The following is a 16,026-nucleotide window of genomic DNA, read 5'->3' on the forward strand; positions in this document are numbered from 1 at the left end:
ATCGACGCAGACCGAAATGGACGGCTCGGGACGGGGACGGAGGACCGTAGAGCACGGTCGAGACTCGCTGCGGTGTGAGCAGACCGCTCCGACAGGGGACGGAGATCACACGAACCGGTCGTCCGACCGCGTCGACGCGGGCGAGTTCGACGACGCCTCTACCCAGCCCGCGCTCGTCGACGCGGGCACGTCGAAGGCCGGAACGAACGGCTTGACGTCGAGCACGGGCGTGCCGTCGACGACGTCGACGCCGCGGACGACGACCTCGGCGTCGCGGACCGTCTCGATCGCGACCACCGAGAGGCCGATCGGGTTCGGGCGTCGTGGTGCCCGCGTCGCGAACAGCCCGCGCTCGCGGTCGTCGAGGAACGGCTCGACCGACAGCGGGGCCGACCCCTCGGCGGCGTGAAAGTGGTACAACACGTAGCAGTGTGAGAATCCCTCGAGGTCGGCGAGTGCGGGCGCGTACGTCTCCTCGAGCTCGACGACTCCCTCCGCGTCGGCCGCACCGGCCGGCTGTATCGGCATTCCCTCCGGATCGTCGAACGGCGATCTGACGACGCCGATCGGCTCGTACGTGACCGGCTCCGTCGTCGGTGTGTCCTCGGACATGGATTGGCTGAGAGTGTCGATGGTAAAGACCCGTCGGGAGTGGTTCAGGCTCAAAACTCCTCGATCGAGGCCTGTCCGTCCGTGGCCCGCGCGTCGGGTGGGACGTTCGTCGCGACGATCTCGTCGACGGTCCCGCGGGCGGTCTCGTCGCTGTTAATGGCGCGCGTGGCCGGTACCGTCTCGACGAAGAAGCCGGCGTCGTCGTACAGCTCGTACGTGACGCCGCTGTTGCTGAGGACGACGTGCACGCCCGCGTCGTCGAGGGTTTGGACGGTCTCGAGCAGTCGATGTTGGTCTTCTCGGTCGAAGCCCTCCGCGCTGTACTCGGCGAAGTTCGCCGTCGCGCTCATCGGCTGGTACGGGGGGTCGGCGTAGACGAGGTCACCGGGGTCTGTGGCGTCGGTGACGTACGCGAAGTCCTCGCCGTGGACGGTCGCTCCCTCGAGCACGCGGCTCGCGGCGCGGATGCGGTCGGCTACGACCCAGTCGGGGTCGGCGTACCGTCCGATCGGAACGTTGAAGCCGCCGCGGCTGTTTTCGCGGTAGAGCCCGTTGTAACAGGTTCGGTTGAGATAGAGGAGGAGTGCCGCCTCCTCGATGCGGTCTCGCTCGGTCTGCGGCCACGGCTCGTCGGCGTACGGCCGGCGGTTGAACCGAGCGCGTTGCTGGTAGAAGTACTGGTCGACGGCCGTCCCGTTCCAGGTCTCCGCGCTGAACGCCTGGGTGTCGTCGGGATCGGCCGTCGGGTCGTCGAACGCGCGGAGGCGATCGATCAGCGCGTCCGGGTGGTCCCGAACCACCTCGTAGAAGGTGACGAGCCGCGGGTTCGTGTCGTTGATCGTGGCGTCGACGGGTTCGAGATCGAAGAAGACGGCACCGCCGCCGAAGAAGGGCTCGTGATAGCGGTCGTAGGTGGCGGGAAAGCGCGCGTATATCGCGTCCAGAAGCTGTCGCTTCCCGCCCGCCCACTTGAGCACGGGATCAGCCATCCACTCGCCCGTGGTCCGTGCGGTCACATAAGTACCTCGTCACGCTCGATACGGTGTGTCGAGTAGTCGATGTCGACGCTATACGTGTGTAGTGGGCGTGTGAACAGCACGACGTCGATGCGACACCCGGACACTACTTTGCCACGCCTTCCCGGGCCGATGCTGTACAACTGTGACAGTGGCAGCGTGAGCAACACGACCGCACGACGCCCGGGCGCTCTTTCAGCCACGCCCTCCCGGGCCGATTCTGTACGGGTGTTGTAGTAGCTCTGTGACGAACACGACCACGCGGCTCCCAGGCACTACTTGGCCACACCCTCCCCAGCCGATTCTCTATGCGTGTGGTGGTTGTATGAGCGAGACGACCACACGGTAGCCGGGCGCCAGTTGGGCCACGCCCTCCCCAGCCGATTCGCTCGGTCGCTCCGCTCCCTCGCTCATCCCTCGCACGCGCTCGCGGGCACGCTTCGCGGCCCGCGAGGCGCGCGCCACCGCTTGATGTGGGTGTCGTGAGGCGAGACGTGTGTCTCGTGGGGCACGGTGTGTGAACGCGCTCGTATGCGGGGGAAGGGATCGAACCCCAGTCGGACGTGCTCGCTTCGCTGCGCGCGACCTCCTTGATTCGAATCCCTTCTGTGCCGAGTGCTGTCGCTCGCGAGTTGCTCGCGACAGCATGCGGGGGAAGGGATTCGAACCCTCGAACCTCTACAGGAGCGGATCTTAAGTCCGCCGCTTTTGGCCAGGCTCAGCCACCCCCGCGCATCCGCTGGTTCCCCCGGCGCGATAAAACGCCTTTCGGATACGCCTCACCAATCGACCGAGAGCGTTCCGTCGCCGTGCGGGTCCGGCGCGATCTCCTCGTCTGTCCGCCGGTCGATCACGTGGATCACGCCGCGCTCTTTTTTCGCCGGGCACACCTCGGCCGCCCGCACGTTCTCTGCGAGGTCGTCCTCGCCGACGTAGTACGTCTGCGGCTTCGCGATCCCGCTTATCACGTCCATTTCCCAGTTCTCGGCGACCTCCGCGCACTTGCCCGCGCCGAAGCACTTGTTCGCCTCGAAGATGATCTTGTACGGCTTCTCTTCGACCGGCGGCCCCGACCCGCCGATGTCGCTCGCCGTCAGCACCTCGTCGCTCATACCCCCCGATGCGTGACGACGTGACTTTCGTCTGTCGGTCCACGAGGCCGCCAGCGACGACGAGGATCACCACCCGCCGCAGATCGGTCGCGATCGGCCGTGAGAGCGGCTCGACCGGAGTCGAACGGTTCAAGTATTCGCTGGCCGCTTGTACGCACATGAAGGACCAAGGACGCTCGACGCGCAAGCGAACCGGCGGTCGCCTGAAACACGCCGCGAACAAGAAGCGCCACCAGCTCGGCCGCGAGCCGGCCGAGACGACCGTCGGTGAGACCCGAGTCCGCTACATCGACTCCCGCGGCACCGAACAGAAGGTCCGCGCGCTGTCGACGAACCTCGCCCAAGTCGCCGACGACGGTGAGGTCGTCGAAGCCGAGATCGAAGACGTCGTCGAGAACCCCTCGAACGTCAACTACGTCCGCCGAAACATCGTGACGAAAGGCGCCATCATCGAGACCAGCGAGGGTCGCGCTCGCGTCACCTCCCGACCGGGTCAGACCGGCCACGTCAACGCCGTCCTCCTCGGCTAAACAGCTACTCTCGCCCACGTTCCCCACGTTTCCTGACGCGCCGTGTCCCACACACCCACCGACGAGCACGCGTACGTCGGGGTCGACGAAGCCGGCAAAGGGCCTGTGATCGGGCCGATGGTCGTCGCGGCAGTGCGCACCGAGCCGGCTCGGCTTCCGGCCGACGTCGACGACTCGAAACGGCTCACCCCCGAGCGACGCACCGAAATCGCGGCCGCTCTCCGAGCTGACGACGCCGTGGCGCTCGCGGTCATCACCGTCGACCCACCCGCGATCGACGCACCAGCGTCGGACATGAACACGCTCACCGTTCGTGGTCACGCGCGAGCCGCCGGGCAGATCGTTCGTCCTGGAGACCGCGTCGTCGCCGACGCGGGCGACACCTCGGAGTCGCGGTTCGCGTCGCGACTCGCGTCGACTGTGGACGACAGCATCGACAAGCGCGAGGCGATGGCCGTGGAGGCAGCTCACGGCGCAGACGAGACCGACCCGGTCGTCGGCGCGGCCAGCATCGTCGCGAAGGTCGCTCGCGACGCGCGGATCGAAGCGATCGACCGCACGTATTCGGCGTACGAGAGCGTCGGCAGCGGCTACCCGAGTGACCCGACGACGCGCGCGTTCCTCCGGGCGTACGTCGGCGACCACGGCGACGTGCCGCCGCACGCCCGCCGGTCGTGGGCGACGTGTGCGGACGTCCTCGCGGCCGCCGAACAGTCGGCACTCGACGAGTTTTGAGTCGACGGCACCGCTCGCCTCACACTGCCTTGAGCGCCAGCGTCGCCAACAGCGCCTCGAGTTGCACCTGCTCGTTCGCGCCCTCGGCGATCCGGTAGTCCGCCTCGCCGATGCGTTCGAGGAGACGGACGGCCTCGCGCTCTTCGAGGTCGAACTCCCAGACCGAGCGGTGGAGCTGATCGATGACGTCGCCGCCGGCCATCCCGATGTCGGTCAACAGCGTGTCGAGCGTTGAGCGCGCGCGGGTGAAGTCGCCCGCGAGCGCGTCGGTCACCATCGACTCGATCTCCTCGGGGCGGGCCGTCGCGGTTATCGCGTACACCGCCTCCTCGTCCACGACGTCGCCGGTCGTCGCGGCCGCCTGTAGAGAGTTGATCGCGCGGCGCATGTCGCCGTCGGCGGCGTACACGATCGCGTCGACCCCGTCGTCCGTCACCTCGATCGACTCCGTGGCGGCGATCTCGCGGATCTGGGCGGCGACCGCCTCGTCGCCGAGTGGCGAGAACCGAAACACCGCACACCGCGACTGGATCGGGTCGATGATCTTCGAGGAGTAGTTACACGAGAGAATAAAGCGGGTGTTGTCGGAGAACTGCTCCATCGTTCGACGGAGCGCCGCCTGCGCCGAGTCCGTGAGCGAGTCGGCCTCGTCGAGGAACACGATCCGGAAGTCGCCGCCGAACGAAGACCGGGCGAACCCCTTGATGCGGTCTCGAACCACGTCGATACCGCGCTGGTCGGAGGCGTTGAGCTCGAGGAAGTTACCGCGCCACTCGTCGCCGTACACCTCACGGGCGATCGCGGTGGCGGTGGTCGTCTTTCCGACGCCGGCCGGTCCAGAGAACAACAGGTGCGGCACGTCGTCCTGGTCGATGTAGCTCTGGATCCGCTCGACGATGGCCTCCTGGCCGTGGACGTCGTCGAGTCCCTGCGGACGGTACTTTTCGATCCAGATCTCTCGACCGGTGGCGGTCGCCGCCGGCTGCTCGTCGGCCTCACTCATTAGCTCGATTAAGGGCCGGCGGGGTGATAAACGACCCGAGAACGCGGTGAGACGCGCGTGGGGACGGGCGGGGAGGAGCGCCGGACGGAGGACCCCGGCCTCACCGGCTCCCGATCGCTCGCGCGGCCGCGACCATCTGGTCGTGGAGGTGGCCGTTGGAGGCGACGAGCCCGGTGGCGTCGTGGCGCCACCGGTCGCCGTCGAGGTCGGTCACCCGCCCGCCTGCCTGCCGGATCATGAAGACGCCGGCGACGGAGTCCCAGGGGTTCGCCCGGAGGTTGGAGACGACGCCCTCTAGCCCGCCTGCCGCGACCGTGGGGAGTGCGACCTGTGCGGCGCCGAGACGCCGCATGTCGGCGAATCGCTCGACGATCGCCGCACAGGCGTTCGCGTACTCGTCGCGGGTCGAGTGGTCCCACCAGAGCGTCGGATTGACCGCTGCCTGGCGTGGCTCGGTGACGTCGCTGACGCGTATCGGCTCGCCGTTGCGGTACGCGCCGTCGGCGTCTGCGGTGTACACGTCGCCGAGGGCGGGACACACCGTCGCCGCCGCGACCGGTTCGGCGTCGACGACGGCCGCCACCGCAGTCCCCCAGGTGCGCATGCCCCTGACGTAGTTGTGCGTCCCGTCGATCGGGTCGACGATCCACGCGGGTCCGTCCGCCGGGACGCGTTTGCTGACGTCGGCTTCCTCGCCGACGACCGCGTCGTTCGGGAACGACTCACGAATCACCTCGATCACGGTCCGCTGTGCGGCCCGGTCCGCTTCGGTCACCACGTCGTCTTCGCCTTTCGTCTCGACCGGTACGTCCGTCCGGAAGGCGTCGGCGGCGACGCGAGCACCAGCACGGGCCGCCCGCTCGGCGAGCGCAGCGCGCTCGTCGGTGTCACTCATGCGCTCGTTTGGCCACGAAAGCGCCTATAGACGTCGATCCGTAGATCGAACGCGAGACGCTCGGTCCGGGCCGACGGCGTCGACCGCTGCGTCCGCACGGGATTAACTCAGTTATGAATTCGAGTAGCTTTAAGCATGTACAGACAGTTGAGTTGAATATGCGCCCCCAAGAAGCGGTCCGTCAGCTCGAGAACGCCATCGACGCATCACTCGACGAGGAGGGCTACCGAACCGCGGCCGGCTACCGACCGACCTTCGAGCGCGTCGCCGACAAGGCCGGCGGCCGAGCCGTCTACGCGCTCGCCGGCGAGCTCACCGAGACGGTCTTCTGTGGCGATTGTCCGACGCCCGCAGACGCGAACGAGACCGCAGAGCGCGTGGTCGACGACCGGCTTTACACCGACGGCGGCGAGTGATACGCGCGACGCGGTCGACGACCGCGGTCACTGGATCCCTCTTTGCGGCTCGGTTCTCAGAAGAGTCGGCGTCGACGGCGAGCGTGCCGCGACGGCGAGACGGCACACGCGACGACACGAGATCGACTCACACCGACACCGTCGTCCCGAGTGTCGGCGCGCTCGCGTCGAAGCCAGCCGCACGGAGCGACTCGGCGAAGCGCCCACAGCGGTCCCCGTGGGTGACGAGCACCCTCGTGTCCCGATACGCGTCGAGGAATCCGCGCAAGCCGTCGCGGTCGGCGTGTGCCGAGAAGTCGTACTGTTCGACCTGGGCACTGACCGACATCGGTCGCCCGTCGATCGTCGCGGTGCCGGTCTCGAGGAGCTGTCGTCCCGGCGTCCCCTCGACCTGATAGCCGGTCATGGTCACCTTGTTCACGGGGGTACCGCGAACGGCCGGGATGTACGTCATCGCGGGGCCGCCGGAGAGCATCCCACTCGTGGTGACGATGACCGTGGGCTGGTCGGTGATCCGCCGGCGCTGCCCGTCGCGGCCGGTGACGACGCGGGCGTGACCCGCCGCACGACGGAGCGCCTCGGCGTCACGGACGAACTCGGGGTGGTGTCGGAGCATCGCGGTCACCTCCGTTCCCATCCCGTCGACGTAACAGGGGAGATCGTGTGCCGCACAAACCAGCAGCAGCTCTTGTGTTCGACCGATGGCGAACGCGGGGACGACGACCGTCCCGCCCTCCCAGAGCGTCTCTTCGACGCTCGCGACGAACCCACGTTCGACGTCGGCACGGTCGTCGTGGGTCACGTCGCTGTAGGTGCTCTCACAGATCACCACGTCGGCGTCGGGACGCGCGGTCGTTCCCGCCACGATCCGCTGGTCGTCGGTGTGGAAGTCGCCGGTGTACAACAACCGCGTCTCGCCGTCGTCGACGAGAACGTGTGCCGAGCCGGGGATGTGACCCGCATCGAAGAGCGTCACCTCGTAGGTCGTGCCGCCGGCCTCGACGGCAAACGGCTCCTCGTATCCGTGCCGGCGTTCCACCTCGCCGAGTCGTGACACGTGCTCGTCGGTGAACGGACACCGTGGGCTACCGCCGTGGAGTTTCAGCGTGTCGTTCGCGAGGAGCTGGGTGAGCTCGCCGGTCGGTGGCGTCCAGTGGACGTCCGGTCGGCGTCGTCCCTTCAGCAGCGCCGGCACGGCGCCGACGTGGTCGAGGTGGCCGTGTGAGGCGACGACGGCGTCCGGCTCGGGAGTCTGCACGGGGTACTGTGGCGGGTCGCTCGCGAGCACACCGTAATCGAGCAACAACGAGTCGTCGACGAGCACCGCGCTCCGACCGACCTCTCCGGCTCCGCCCAGAAACGACGCCTCCATGTAGTGAGGCGACGGGTCGAAGACGGGAGAGCCCGTCGGTCTGTGACCGCGGTTGGAGACGACGACCGGTCGATCCGTGCCAGGGTCACTCGATTCGCTCTGCGGCGTCGCGCTCGACGAGCGGCGTCGCGTTCGCCGCCGGGAGCGTGACGACGTCGTCGCTCGCGAGCTCGTACTCACGCTCGTCGACGCCGAGGATCGCTCCCACGTCGCGGGTGATCCGAACCGTCTCGCGGTCGACGCGTGCGTCACGGCCGGTCGACACACCGTCGTCGGTCGCAGCCGCCACCGCCGCGCCGCCGTCCGTCTGGGTCGCACCCGCTTCCGGTGTCGACGCGTCGGTACGGTCGTCCACGACCGGGTCGCTCGCCGGGGGCGCATCGGGCGTCGGATCGTCCGAGGTGGTGGGTCCCATCGCTCCGGCGAGCACGTCCGACCCCGTCTCCGTCGACGGCGACGCAGGGTCGTGGTCTGGAGACGTGGCCGTCGCGTCGGCCGCGGTCGGTGTGTCCGGGCGGCTCGACTCGGTCGCGTCGGCCGGTCCGTCCGTCTGTGTTGCTGTGCGCGTCGACCCCGTCGGTTCGGTCGTCGCCGCGTCCGTCGCACCCGTCTCGGAGTCACCCGTCGCATCGACCGGCGTCTCTCCGGAGAGGGTTGCGAGGACGGTCGACTTGTTCGACCGGATACGCGAGACGAGGTCGTCGAACAGTGCACGCTCCTCGGTCGTCATCCCGTCGGTGTCGACGGACATGTCCGCGGCCGCAAACGAGGCCAGCTTCACCACCTTCCCGACTCGTCGCTCGTACAGGGCTTCTGCGACCTCTTCGGTGGTCTCGAGTTCGTCCGACAGCCGCCGGACGTCGTCGTCCGAGAACGGATTCTCGACCTGTTCGGCCCGCCGGTCACGCGACGCGCGCAGGTCGGCCACGTACGCGGCGACGTCGTCGTAGAAGGCGTCGCGCAGGTGCTGGAGGCTGTCCTTCCGGCGTTCTTTCGCCTGGGCAGATCGGAGCTCGTCGAGGTTCATCGTTCGGGTGTCTTCCGCGCCGCGCCGCGGGCCATCAAGAAGACGCCCACGGATTCGGGGACAGTGTTGGTTCCGGGTCGGACACTCACGCTCGTCCCGTTTAATTCTACCGTCGCCGACCGCTCGCACTCGATGCCGATGTCGCGGCCGACGAAGCGGTCTGGAACCGCGTCACGAAGCGGGTCGAACGCGTCGAGCTCCTCGCGGTCGATCGGCGTAACGACGAGACCGGTGCCGCCGTGGAGGGTCCCGGGGAGCCTGATGAGGCGTCTCGTGTCGGTCGTCACGGGTTCGTCTATCGGGGCCGTCTCGGTGGCCGTCACCCGCGAGACGAGTGCGCCGACGAGGCGGCGGACGCCCGGTCCCCCCGCCTCGACGTTCCCCTCGCGAACCGCCTCGGGATTCCGTTCGAACGCGCCGAGGATCGTCTCGGCACGGCCCTCGCCGATTCCGTCGAGCTCCATCAGCCGGTCTCGTGCCGCCGTCTCGTCCATCGAACGGAGGTCGTGTGCGTACTCGACGAGCGCCTCGTGGACGCGGGCGCCCCACCCGCCCGCCGTCTCGAGGACTCGCTTCGTCGTGCCGCGGTCGGCGACCGTGCGTATGAGCCCGTCTGCATCGAGGTCGACCGCCCGCACGTAGTCGACGATCTCCCGGCGTGCCGTGCTGTCTAGTGCGCGTACGGCGTCGTCTCGGACGTGGACGTGGTACCCACGGCCACCGGAGAAGACCACGGTGAGGTCCTCGAAGCCGAAGTCTTCCTCGAGAAACGAGAGGAGTCGGCCGAGCGCGTCCTTACACGCCGCGAGCATCTCCGCGTAGCTCGCATCCGTGGGATCGACCGACGGGAGGTGGTCCGCGTCGAGGTCGAAGACGAGGTCGGCCGACCGCCACCCCTTCTTCGACATCGTCGACGCCCCCGGGTCGTCGTACCGAGCGGCAGAGAAGTAGGCGTGTCGAGGGGCCGTATCGGCGAAGAACGTGTCGAGGTCGCCGAGGTCGTACAACGACCGGTGACGGACCATGGTCGTCCCCGAGCCGGGCGTCCAGGGGATGTGGCCCCACTCACGGAGGTGTGCGTCCGGCGGCGGCGACAGCGAGGTACCCCGGTAGTAGTCACCGAAGCGTCCGGAGAGGTACTCACGCGTCCGGTCGTCCATCGTCTCTCGTAGTAACGACGGTCGAAGTATAGTCGTGTCGTTCGTCGGTGATCGACCTGGAGACGCGTCGCCCAGCGGTCGGCGACGGCAGACGGATCGGGCGGGCGAGTCGACGGCCCTCGATGGGTTTATGTACCTCATGACTGTAGCACGAGTCGACGCTTCGTCTGGAGGGCCGAAGCGTCAGCGGGGACCACAGTCGACGCGAGCCGCACGCGGCATTTTTCTGCGTGCGGCCCACGTCGCTTTCGGCTCGACAATGACGACGCGACGCGACGACGCCGATCGCGAACGGGATCGTCTACAGCACTGACAGTACTGGGACGACCACTGACTGGCTCTTTCGACCCGTCTATCGCCGTTTCGTGGTATACGTACCGATATATTTATGTGTGTGAATCAGATATGTTCGAATATCCTCATGTATGACCTGACCGGGTTCCAGCGGGACCTCCTCTACGTCATCGGCGGGCTCGATGAGCCGCACGGCTTGGCGATCAAAGACGAACTGGAGGAGTACTACGAGACGGAGATCCACCACGGCCGACTCTACCCGAACCTCGATACGCTCGTCGAGAAGGGACTCGTCGAGAAGGGACAGTTGGACCGCCGGACCAACTACTACACGCTCACGCGTCGCGGGCGCCGCGAGATAGACGCCCGGTCCGAGTGGGAGACGCAGTACGTCGACCGCTGAGCGCGGCCACCCGGTCGATCGAATCACCACCGATAAACCGCGCTCGCTCGGATACTCGACATGACCGACGCAGACGAGGGCAGCGACGGGACGGCCTTCGCCGGTGACGCGTCGCCGTCCGCCGCGGCGCTGGAGCCCATGCGCGAGGCGCTCGTCGCCTGGTACGAACGCGACCACCGGGCGTTTCCCTGGCGCGAGACGGACGACCCGTACGCGATCCTCGTGAGCGAGGTGATGAGCCAACAGACCCAGATCGATCGCGTCGTCCCGGCGTGGGAGTCGTTTCTCGACCGATGGCCGACCGTCGACGACCTGGCGGCCGCCGAGCGGAGCGACGTGGTGGCCTTCTGGTCGACGCACGCGCTCGGATACAACAACCGCGCGACGTACCTCCACGAGGCGGCGACGCAGGTGGTGGACGCGTACGACGGGGTCTTCCCGAAGACGCCCGACGAACTCCAGTCGCTCATGGGCGTCGGCCCGTACACCGCCAACGCGGTGGCCTCGTTCGCGTTCGACAACGGCGATGCCGTCGTCGACACTAACGTGAAGCGCGTGCTCTACCGCGCGCTCGACGTCACCGATGGAGCCTACGAGTCGGCTGCTGGAGCACTCATGCCGGCCGGAGAGTCCCGAATCTGGAACAACGCGATCATGGAACTCGGCGGCGTCGCTTGTGCGAAGAAACCACGGTGTGACGAGGCCGGCTGCCCGTGGCGCGAGTGGTGTCACGCCTACCAGACTGGCGACTTCACTGCGCCCGACGTTCCGACTCAGCCGAGCTTCGAGGGGAGCCGTCGCCAGTTCCGCGGTCGGATCGTTCGACTCCTCGGCGACCACGACGAGATGGAGGTAGACACGCTCGGTCATCGGATCCGAGTGGACTACACTCCTGATGGGGAGTACGGACGTGAGTGGTTGCGAGGCCTCCTTTCGGACCTCGACGACGACGGTCTCGTTAAGATCGATGACGGAGGCGATCGAGTAACAGCGCGGCTCCGGTGACATCCTAGGGAGCGTTTCGTCCGCGTACGAAAAATCGAGGGAACGTATCGCGCTTCAACGTGGGAAAGATAGCACCATTCTCACGACACCTCGACGGTGTTCCGGAGCGTGCCGACACCGTCGTAGGAGATCTCGATCACATCACCAGGCTCGATCAGGCCCGGGTTGGCCGGGCTGCCAAATGCGATGACGTCGTCCGGCTGGAGGGTGAACCGAGCAGAGAGGAACGAGACCACTTCGCGCGGCGAAAACAACATCTGCTCGGTGGTGGCGTGCTGTCGCTGCTCACCATTGATGACCGTCCGCATCTCTATCCCCGTCGGGTCCACGTCCGTCTCGATCCACGGGCCGAGCGGGCCCGACCCATCGAACGCCTTTCGGGCCGTCCGGCCCGGCTGGTCGAGCGCGTCCAGGTCGTTCAGTATCGTGTACCCCTTCAGAACCTCGTCGACGTCGTCTACGGCAACGTCCGCACATCGGTCGCCGATAACCGCCGCGAGCTCGCCGGCGTACGTGAGCTCGTTCGTGAACGAGGGGTACGGAATCGGCGTGTCGGGTGGGTGCGTCGAGACGGACGGCTTGATAAAGAAGTCGGGCTCGCTCGGCCGCTCGTACTCCATCTGCTCGAGCGTAGTGGCGTAGTTCCGGCCGACGCAGTACATCGTCGTCGGCCGGACGGGAGCGAGGAGGTCACCGTCGACGTCGTAGGCGTCCGTCGCCGTCTCGAGGACGCCGTCTTCGTACGCGCCGCTGACGATTCCGCGAGACGTCTGTGCGCGAGCGAGTCGCATGCTCGCACCCACTGGACAGATTCTAAGAAGACTTCCCATCGACGGCGACCGGTCTCACCGACCGTCGTCCGGCCACGGGGACGCCTGAGACGACGGCGGACCGGTCGACCGCGCGCGAATCGTCATTCGTTTAGCGGTAGAGCCGTTGTGTCTCGTATGAGCGAGACCCTCGACTCGGACCTCTACGAGCGCACGAAGGCGCTGTTAGAGCCCGGCGACATCGACCTCGTCGGCTGTATCGTCCACACGACGTTGAGCGGGCGCGAAGACCTCGAGATGCACGAGCTCACCGTCGCGGCGAACGACGTGATCGCCGAACACGCCGGGGCGGGCGAGACGTACATCGAGGCGGGCAACGACGACACCGACTTCGCCTCGAACCAGTTCCAGGGGCTCACCCTCGACGACGAGTCGTTCGTCTGGGAGTGTCAACAACTCCTGCGAGAGGGCAGCTTCGACGTGGTGTTTTACTACGAGGCCGGCGTCGACCAATCGGCACTGGCCGACGCGCTCGCCGGGCTCGAGGACGTCGACCGGGTGACGCCGGTCCCGTGAGCCACCCGCCGTCGCTACAGCCGTGAGCAACACTGTCGTGATCCCCGGCGGCCGTGACGTTCGTGCGACGCGAGACGCCGCGAACGACACAGCCCCGTCCGAGACACTCGTCGTCGGCTGTCCACCACATCCGCTGCAGGGCGGGTCGCGCCACGACCGACGCTTACGAGCGGTCGCCGAGGCGCTGACCGAGGCCGGTGCCGACTGTCTCAGGGTCGACTACGGCGCCTACGACGCCGGTCGGGGAGAGTGTGTCGACGTCAAGCGGGCCGTCGAGTGGGCAGGCGCGCGTGCCGAGTGCGTCGGGCTCGTCGGGTACTCGTTCGGCGCGACGGTCGCCCTCTGTGCGGCGGCCCGTGGCGTCACCGATACTCCGGTCGTCGACGGCGTCGTCGCGCTCGCACCGCCGTCTCGGCTCCCAATCGCGGCCGGCACAGACGACACGCGTGCGGGAGAGACCGCACCGGCGCTGGAGGCCGACGACCACGGTGTCGACGGGCGCGAGGACACCGAATGGAGTGCCGTGACGGCGCTCTCGACGCTCGCCGATTCCGACTGCGCCGTCGACGTCGCGTACGGCACCCGCGACTCGACCGTCGAGACGGGCCCCGTCGTCGAGGCGGCACGAGCCGCCGGGGGTGCGGTCGTCGACGTCGACGCAGACCACGGCTTTACCGGCCGTCTCGACGAGGTGGCCGACGTCGTCGTCGACGCGGTCGACCAGTGGCGGTGAGGAGACGAACGCAGACCGGCGAGGTGACGGGCGCAGGCGGCCGAGGCGGTCAGTCGAGGGCGTCGAGCAGTCGGCGGATCCGGCGCTCGCCTTCGGCGGGGTCGTATCCGTCCATGCGGAGGTGTGCGAGCGGTGCCACGTACGGGTTGCGCTCCCAGTGGGCCCACACCTCGGTGGTGCCGTCCGGAGCGGGAAAGAGCCGAACGTGGAGCTGTCCGTCTCCGAAGAGACCGTTCGGGCGCCGGACGAAGCTACCGACCTCGTGAACGGTCTCACCGTCTCGCTCGTACGCGTGGAAGTACGCCCGCACGAGCTCGTCGAAGCCAGCGCGCGGGAGGTGCCGTCGACGGACCGCCGCGGGCGACACCGGAATCGTCCCGACGTACTCGTCTTGCGGCGGCGGCAGCACGCGGACGTGTGTCGGCGCGCGCTCCGGGAGCCGAGCGAGCAGGCGTCCGGCGGCGAGTCGCAGTCGCCACGCGCCGAGCGGGCGAGAGCGCGAGAACAGTGCGGCAACGACTCCGCTGAGAGCAACGAGCCACACCGAGCGACGCAGTGCCCGTCCGCCCTCGTGGCTCCGGCGCATGCGGTCAGCGAGCCCCGCACGCGGTCGACGGAGACCGTTCGATGCGCTCGCCCTCGGTCGGTTCACCCTGGTGTTTCTGTGCGCTCACGACGTACGACAGGACGAGCAGACACAAAACGATTGGCGGTGGCGTCGGCGGGTCGGCACGCGTGGCGTGGTTCGAAGTTCGAGCGCAGAGCCGAACTGCATATAGCGGCCGGTGGCGTACGTCAGCGCGTCGACGCGGCAGCGCCTCGACACACCTATGGACCTCAGATCGTCGCTCGGAACCGTCACGACTGTCTTCGTGATCGGGTTCGTCGTCGCGATGCTCGTCGGCCAGCAGCTCGGCCAGCCGATCTTGCTCGGGTTCGTGCTCACCGGGAGCATGAACGCCGAGCCGGCCAATATGGCGCCGGGCGATGGGTTCGTCGCGGTTCCACCCGCACTCGCCGGCGAGGTCGAGTCGGGAGACGTGGTGACGTTCAATGCACGCGAGCTCCAGGGGGGAGGGTTGACCACACACCGCGTGGTCGGTGAGACGGACGAGGGCTACATCACCCGCGGCGACGCCAACCCGTTCACCGACCAAGACGGTCCGGAGCCACCCGTACGGGAGGCGCAGATCGTCGCGGTCGCGTTCCAGCCCGGCGGAGACGTGCTCGTGATCCCCCGGATCGGACTCGCGGTGCTCGCGATGCAGGGCGTCTTCGAGGCGCTCGTTCCGGTGCTCGGGTCGCTGCCCGGACTCGGCGGACTCGCCGACGGCGACGCCGGCTCGATCATGACGGGCGCGGGGGTCCTCCTGCTCGTGTACAGCGTCGTTCAGGAGGTGCGCGCGGGCGGCCGGCGCGCCGGCTCCGAGGGGCGGTCGCGCGACCGCCGCGGCAAGACGAGCGCCGTGCTCGTCCTCGGGGTGATCCTGTTGTTGATCCTCGTGCCGGCGACGGCGAGCATGGTGATCCCCTCGGAGACGACGGAGCTCACCATCGTGAGCTCACAGTCCCCGAGCGAGAGTCCGACCGTGATCGAACGCGGCGGGAGCGTCACCTACGACTACAACTTCACCAACGAGGGGTTCTTGCCGCGAGTGGGCGTCGTGGAGTCACAGAGTACCGGCGTCACCGTCGCCGAGCCGGTGCTCGTCGCCGGACGCGGCGAGAGCGTCGGCACGACCGTCACCATCTCTGCACCCGAGGCGACGGGTGCGTACGTTCGCGCCGTCTCACAGCGGCAGTACCTCGGCATCCTCCCGCTACCGATGCTTCTGGCGTTGCACTCGCTGCACCCGTTCGTCGCGATCGCCGCCATCGACGCCGTGATCGGCACTCTCGTCACGGCCGTGTTCGTGCTCGCCGTCGGGCTCGAGCCGTTCCGGTTCCGCTCGCGCGACCGTGACGTCTCGTTCGTCGACCGGGCCCGTCGGGCGGTTCGCAAGTGGCTGTGAGCCGGCTCGGTGAGACTTAATCGAGCGGAACCCCACCCGTTCACGGGTGGGTCTGAGCGGATGAATTGGCCACAACCGCCGACGATGGCCCGACCGGGGTCTCAATGGATGTGATACACTTATTTGTGTGGCACATCTATATACTGCCAATGCCTCGCGGGTATAGCAAAGAGCGGACCTCGGTCCACCGCTTGCACTACCACTTCATCTGGTGCCCGAAGTACCGCAAATCGGTACTCACTGGCGAGGCAAAGGACCGACTCGAAGCACTCATCCAAGAGAAAGCCGACGAACTCGGCCTCAAAGTACTGGCGCTTGCGGTCCGTCCCGACCACGTACACCTGTTCATTGAGGG

At 67.7% G+C, this 16,026-nt stretch carries 19 protein-coding genes and 1 tRNA gene; 9 read left to right on the plus strand and 11 right to left on the minus strand.

Translation table 11 applies throughout. The features are described 5' to 3' along the window. Positions 1 to 105: 105 nt before the first annotated feature. The 4 genes from tsaA to ACNTAO_RS11360 all read right to left on the minus strand — a co-directional run bounded on the left by tsaA (position 106) and on the right by ACNTAO_RS11360 (position 2,740). A complete protein-coding gene (tsaA, locus tag ACNTAO_RS11345) occupies positions 106 to 612 on the minus strand; it encodes a tRNA (N6-threonylcarbamoyladenosine(37)-N6)-methyltransferase TrmO (RefSeq protein ID WP_435162122.1) in 507 nt (168 codons plus the stop codon). Between the two features lie 50 nt (positions 613 to 662). Continuing rightward, positions 663 to 1,601 carry a DNA adenine methylase gene (locus tag ACNTAO_RS11350; RefSeq protein WP_435162148.1) on the minus strand — a complete coding sequence of 313 codons (939 nt, stop codon included), beginning with the start codon at positions 1,599 to 1,601 and terminating at the stop codon, positions 663 to 665. 674 nt (positions 1,602 to 2,275) lie between these two features. Continuing rightward, positions 2,276 to 2,360, minus strand: a tRNA-Leu gene (locus ACNTAO_RS11355). Positions 2,361 to 2,407: 47 nt separating this feature from the next. Continuing rightward, the gene (locus ACNTAO_RS11360; protein ID WP_435162123.1) at positions 2,408 to 2,740 is read right to left on the minus strand and encodes a ferredoxin; all 333 of its coding nucleotides are present in this window, start codon (positions 2,738 to 2,740) and stop codon (positions 2,408 to 2,410) included. 158 nt (positions 2,741 to 2,898) lie between these two features. Here ACNTAO_RS11360 and ACNTAO_RS11365 point away from each other — a divergent pair, with 158 nt between their 5' ends. Both ACNTAO_RS11365 and rnhB read left to right on the plus strand, forming a co-directional pair. Continuing rightward, complete coding sequence (locus tag ACNTAO_RS11365; RefSeq protein WP_435162125.1) at positions 2,899 to 3,270, plus strand: 30S ribosomal protein S8e; 372 nt, start codon at positions 2,899 to 2,901, stop codon at positions 3,268 to 3,270. A 42-nt stretch (positions 3,271 to 3,312) separates the two neighbouring features. Further along, positions 3,313 to 4,005: a ribonuclease HII gene (rnhB, locus tag ACNTAO_RS11370; RefSeq protein WP_435162126.1), complete on the plus strand. Its 693-nt coding sequence runs from the start codon at positions 3,313 to 3,315 to the stop codon at positions 4,003 to 4,005. A gap of 19 nt (positions 4,006 to 4,024) precedes the next feature. On the opposite strand, the gene ACNTAO_RS11375 is transcribed toward rnhB, so the two are convergent. Together ACNTAO_RS11375 and ACNTAO_RS11380 are read right to left on the minus strand one after the other, a co-directional pair. Then, complete coding sequence (locus ACNTAO_RS11375) at positions 4,025 to 5,008, minus strand: replication factor C small subunit (protein WP_435162127.1); 984 nt, start codon at positions 5,006 to 5,008, stop codon at positions 4,025 to 4,027. Between the two features lie 100 nt (positions 5,009 to 5,108). Continuing rightward, a complete protein-coding gene (locus tag ACNTAO_RS11380) occupies positions 5,109 to 5,903 on the minus strand; it encodes an inositol monophosphatase family protein (RefSeq protein WP_435162128.1) in 795 nt (264 codons plus the stop codon). A gap of 158 nt (positions 5,904 to 6,061) precedes the next feature. On the opposite strand from ACNTAO_RS11380, the gene ACNTAO_RS11385 reads away from it, so the two are divergent. Continuing rightward, positions 6,062 to 6,319 (plus strand): hypothetical protein, encoded by a 258-nt coding sequence (locus ACNTAO_RS11385; RefSeq protein WP_435162129.1) that lies wholly within the window; start codon positions 6,062 to 6,064, stop codon positions 6,317 to 6,319. Between the two features lie 127 nt (positions 6,320 to 6,446). On the opposite strand, the gene ACNTAO_RS11390 is transcribed toward ACNTAO_RS11385, so the two are convergent. The 3 genes from ACNTAO_RS11390 to priS form a co-directional block, all read right to left on the minus strand. Continuing rightward, positions 6,447 to 7,691: an MBL fold metallo-hydrolase gene (locus tag ACNTAO_RS11390; protein ID WP_435162131.1), complete on the minus strand. Its 1,245-nt coding sequence runs from the start codon at positions 7,689 to 7,691 to the stop codon at positions 6,447 to 6,449. Between the two features lie 85 nt (positions 7,692 to 7,776). Next, entirely contained in the window at positions 7,777 to 8,718 is a 942-nt protein-coding gene (locus tag ACNTAO_RS11395) for a DNA replication complex subunit Gins51 (protein WP_435162133.1), read from the minus strand. Beyond that, positions 8,715 to 9,878, minus strand: coding sequence for a DNA primase small subunit PriS (priS, locus tag ACNTAO_RS11400; protein WP_435162135.1), 1,164 nt, complete (start codon positions 9,876 to 9,878; stop codon positions 8,715 to 8,717). The genes ACNTAO_RS11395 and priS overlap by 4 nt, the downstream gene beginning before the upstream one ends. A gap of 421 nt (positions 9,879 to 10,299) precedes the next feature. Here priS and ACNTAO_RS11405 point away from each other — a divergent pair, with 421 nt between their 5' ends. Next, positions 10,300 to 10,575 (plus strand): PadR family transcriptional regulator, encoded by a 276-nt coding sequence (locus tag ACNTAO_RS11405; RefSeq protein WP_435162136.1) that lies wholly within the window; start codon positions 10,300 to 10,302, stop codon positions 10,573 to 10,575. A gap of 60 nt (positions 10,576 to 10,635) precedes the next feature. Beyond that, entirely contained in the window at positions 10,636 to 11,580 is a 945-nt protein-coding gene (locus ACNTAO_RS11410; RefSeq protein WP_435162137.1) for an HhH-GPD family protein, read from the plus strand. An 80-nt stretch (positions 11,581 to 11,660) separates the two neighbouring features. Here the strand turns inward: ACNTAO_RS11410 and ACNTAO_RS11415 are convergent, their stop codons facing one another. After that, positions 11,661 to 12,371, minus strand: coding sequence for a fumarylacetoacetate hydrolase family protein (locus tag ACNTAO_RS11415; RefSeq protein ID WP_435162138.1), 711 nt, complete (start codon positions 12,369 to 12,371; stop codon positions 11,661 to 11,663). 156 nt (positions 12,372 to 12,527) lie between these two features. Between ACNTAO_RS11415 and ACNTAO_RS11420 the strand changes: the two genes are divergently transcribed. Both ACNTAO_RS11420 and ACNTAO_RS11425 read left to right on the plus strand, forming a co-directional pair. Further along, positions 12,528 to 12,926 (plus strand): DUF5778 family protein, encoded by a 399-nt coding sequence (locus ACNTAO_RS11420; RefSeq protein ID WP_435162139.1) that lies wholly within the window; start codon positions 12,528 to 12,530, stop codon positions 12,924 to 12,926. Between the two features lie 22 nt (positions 12,927 to 12,948). Further along, the gene (locus tag ACNTAO_RS11425; protein ID WP_435162140.1) at positions 12,949 to 13,659 is read left to right on the plus strand and encodes an alpha/beta hydrolase; all 711 of its coding nucleotides are present in this window, start codon (positions 12,949 to 12,951) and stop codon (positions 13,657 to 13,659) included. A 49-nt stretch (positions 13,660 to 13,708) separates the two neighbouring features. Here ACNTAO_RS11425 and ACNTAO_RS11430 read toward each other — a convergent pair whose 3' ends face one another. Beyond that, a complete protein-coding gene (locus ACNTAO_RS11430; RefSeq protein WP_435162141.1) occupies positions 13,709 to 14,245 on the minus strand; it encodes a hypothetical protein in 537 nt (178 codons plus the stop codon). A 244-nt stretch (positions 14,246 to 14,489) separates the two neighbouring features. On the opposite strand from ACNTAO_RS11430, the gene ACNTAO_RS11435 reads away from it, so the two are divergent. Continuing rightward, complete coding sequence (locus ACNTAO_RS11435; protein ID WP_435162142.1) at positions 14,490 to 15,671, plus strand: S24/S26 family peptidase; 1,182 nt, start codon at positions 14,490 to 14,492, stop codon at positions 15,669 to 15,671. Between the two features lie 149 nt (positions 15,672 to 15,820). Next, positions 15,821 to 16,026, plus strand: a 206-nt coding sequence (tnpA, locus tag ACNTAO_RS11440; RefSeq protein ID WP_435162143.1) for an IS200/IS605 family transposase, incomplete at its 3' end; no start/stop codon positions are given.

The organism is Halorubrum zhoui (genome assembly GCF_051194155.1).
Lineage (GTDB): Archaea > Halobacteriota > Halobacteria > Halobacteriales > Haloferacaceae > Halorubrum.

What these genes read in the sequence shown, in the direction of transcription:
- tsaA (WP_435162122.1), bottom strand. Translation starts at nt 612, where the DNA reads ATGTCCGAGGACACACCGACGACGGAGCCGGTCACGTACGAGCCGATC.
- ACNTAO_RS11350 (WP_435162148.1), bottom strand. Translation starts at nt 1,601, where the DNA reads ATGGCTGATCCCGTGCTCAAGTGGGCGGGCGGGAAGCGACAGCTTCTG.
- ACNTAO_RS11360 (WP_435162123.1), bottom strand. Translation starts at nt 2,740, where the DNA reads ATGAGCGACGAGGTGCTGACGGCGAGCGACATCGGCGGGTCGGGGCCG.
- ACNTAO_RS11365 (WP_435162125.1), top strand. Translation starts at nt 2,899, where the DNA reads ATGAAGGACCAAGGACGCTCGACGCGCAAGCGAACCGGCGGTCGCCTG.
- ACNTAO_RS11375 (WP_435162127.1), bottom strand. Translation starts at nt 5,008, where the DNA reads ATGAGTGAGGCCGACGAGCAGCCGGCGGCGACCGCCACCGGTCGAGAG.
- ACNTAO_RS11380 (WP_435162128.1), bottom strand. Translation starts at nt 5,903, where the DNA reads ATGAGTGACACCGACGAGCGCGCTGCGCTCGCCGAGCGGGCGGCCCGT.
- ACNTAO_RS11385 (WP_435162129.1), top strand. Translation starts at nt 6,062, where the DNA reads ATGCGCCCCCAAGAAGCGGTCCGTCAGCTCGAGAACGCCATCGACGCA.
- ACNTAO_RS11390 (WP_435162131.1), bottom strand. Translation starts at nt 7,691, where the DNA reads ATGGAGGCGTCGTTTCTGGGCGGAGCCGGAGAGGTCGGTCGGAGCGCG.
- ACNTAO_RS11395 (WP_435162133.1), bottom strand. Translation starts at nt 8,718, where the DNA reads ATGAACCTCGACGAGCTCCGATCTGCCCAGGCGAAAGAACGCCGGAAG.
- priS (WP_435162135.1), bottom strand. Translation starts at nt 9,878, where the DNA reads ATGGACGACCGGACGCGTGAGTACCTCTCCGGACGCTTCGGTGACTAC.
- ACNTAO_RS11405 (WP_435162136.1), top strand. Translation starts at nt 10,300, where the DNA reads ATGTATGACCTGACCGGGTTCCAGCGGGACCTCCTCTACGTCATCGGC.
- ACNTAO_RS11410 (WP_435162137.1), top strand. Translation starts at nt 10,636, where the DNA reads ATGACCGACGCAGACGAGGGCAGCGACGGGACGGCCTTCGCCGGTGAC.
- ACNTAO_RS11415 (WP_435162138.1), bottom strand. Translation starts at nt 12,371, where the DNA reads ATGCGACTCGCTCGCGCACAGACGTCTCGCGGAATCGTCAGCGGCGCG.
- ACNTAO_RS11420 (WP_435162139.1), top strand. Translation starts at nt 12,528, where the DNA reads ATGAGCGAGACCCTCGACTCGGACCTCTACGAGCGCACGAAGGCGCTG.
- ACNTAO_RS11430 (WP_435162141.1), bottom strand. Translation starts at nt 14,245, where the DNA reads ATGCGCCGGAGCCACGAGGGCGGACGGGCACTGCGTCGCTCGGTGTGG.
- ACNTAO_RS11435 (WP_435162142.1), top strand. Translation starts at nt 14,490, where the DNA reads ATGGACCTCAGATCGTCGCTCGGAACCGTCACGACTGTCTTCGTGATC.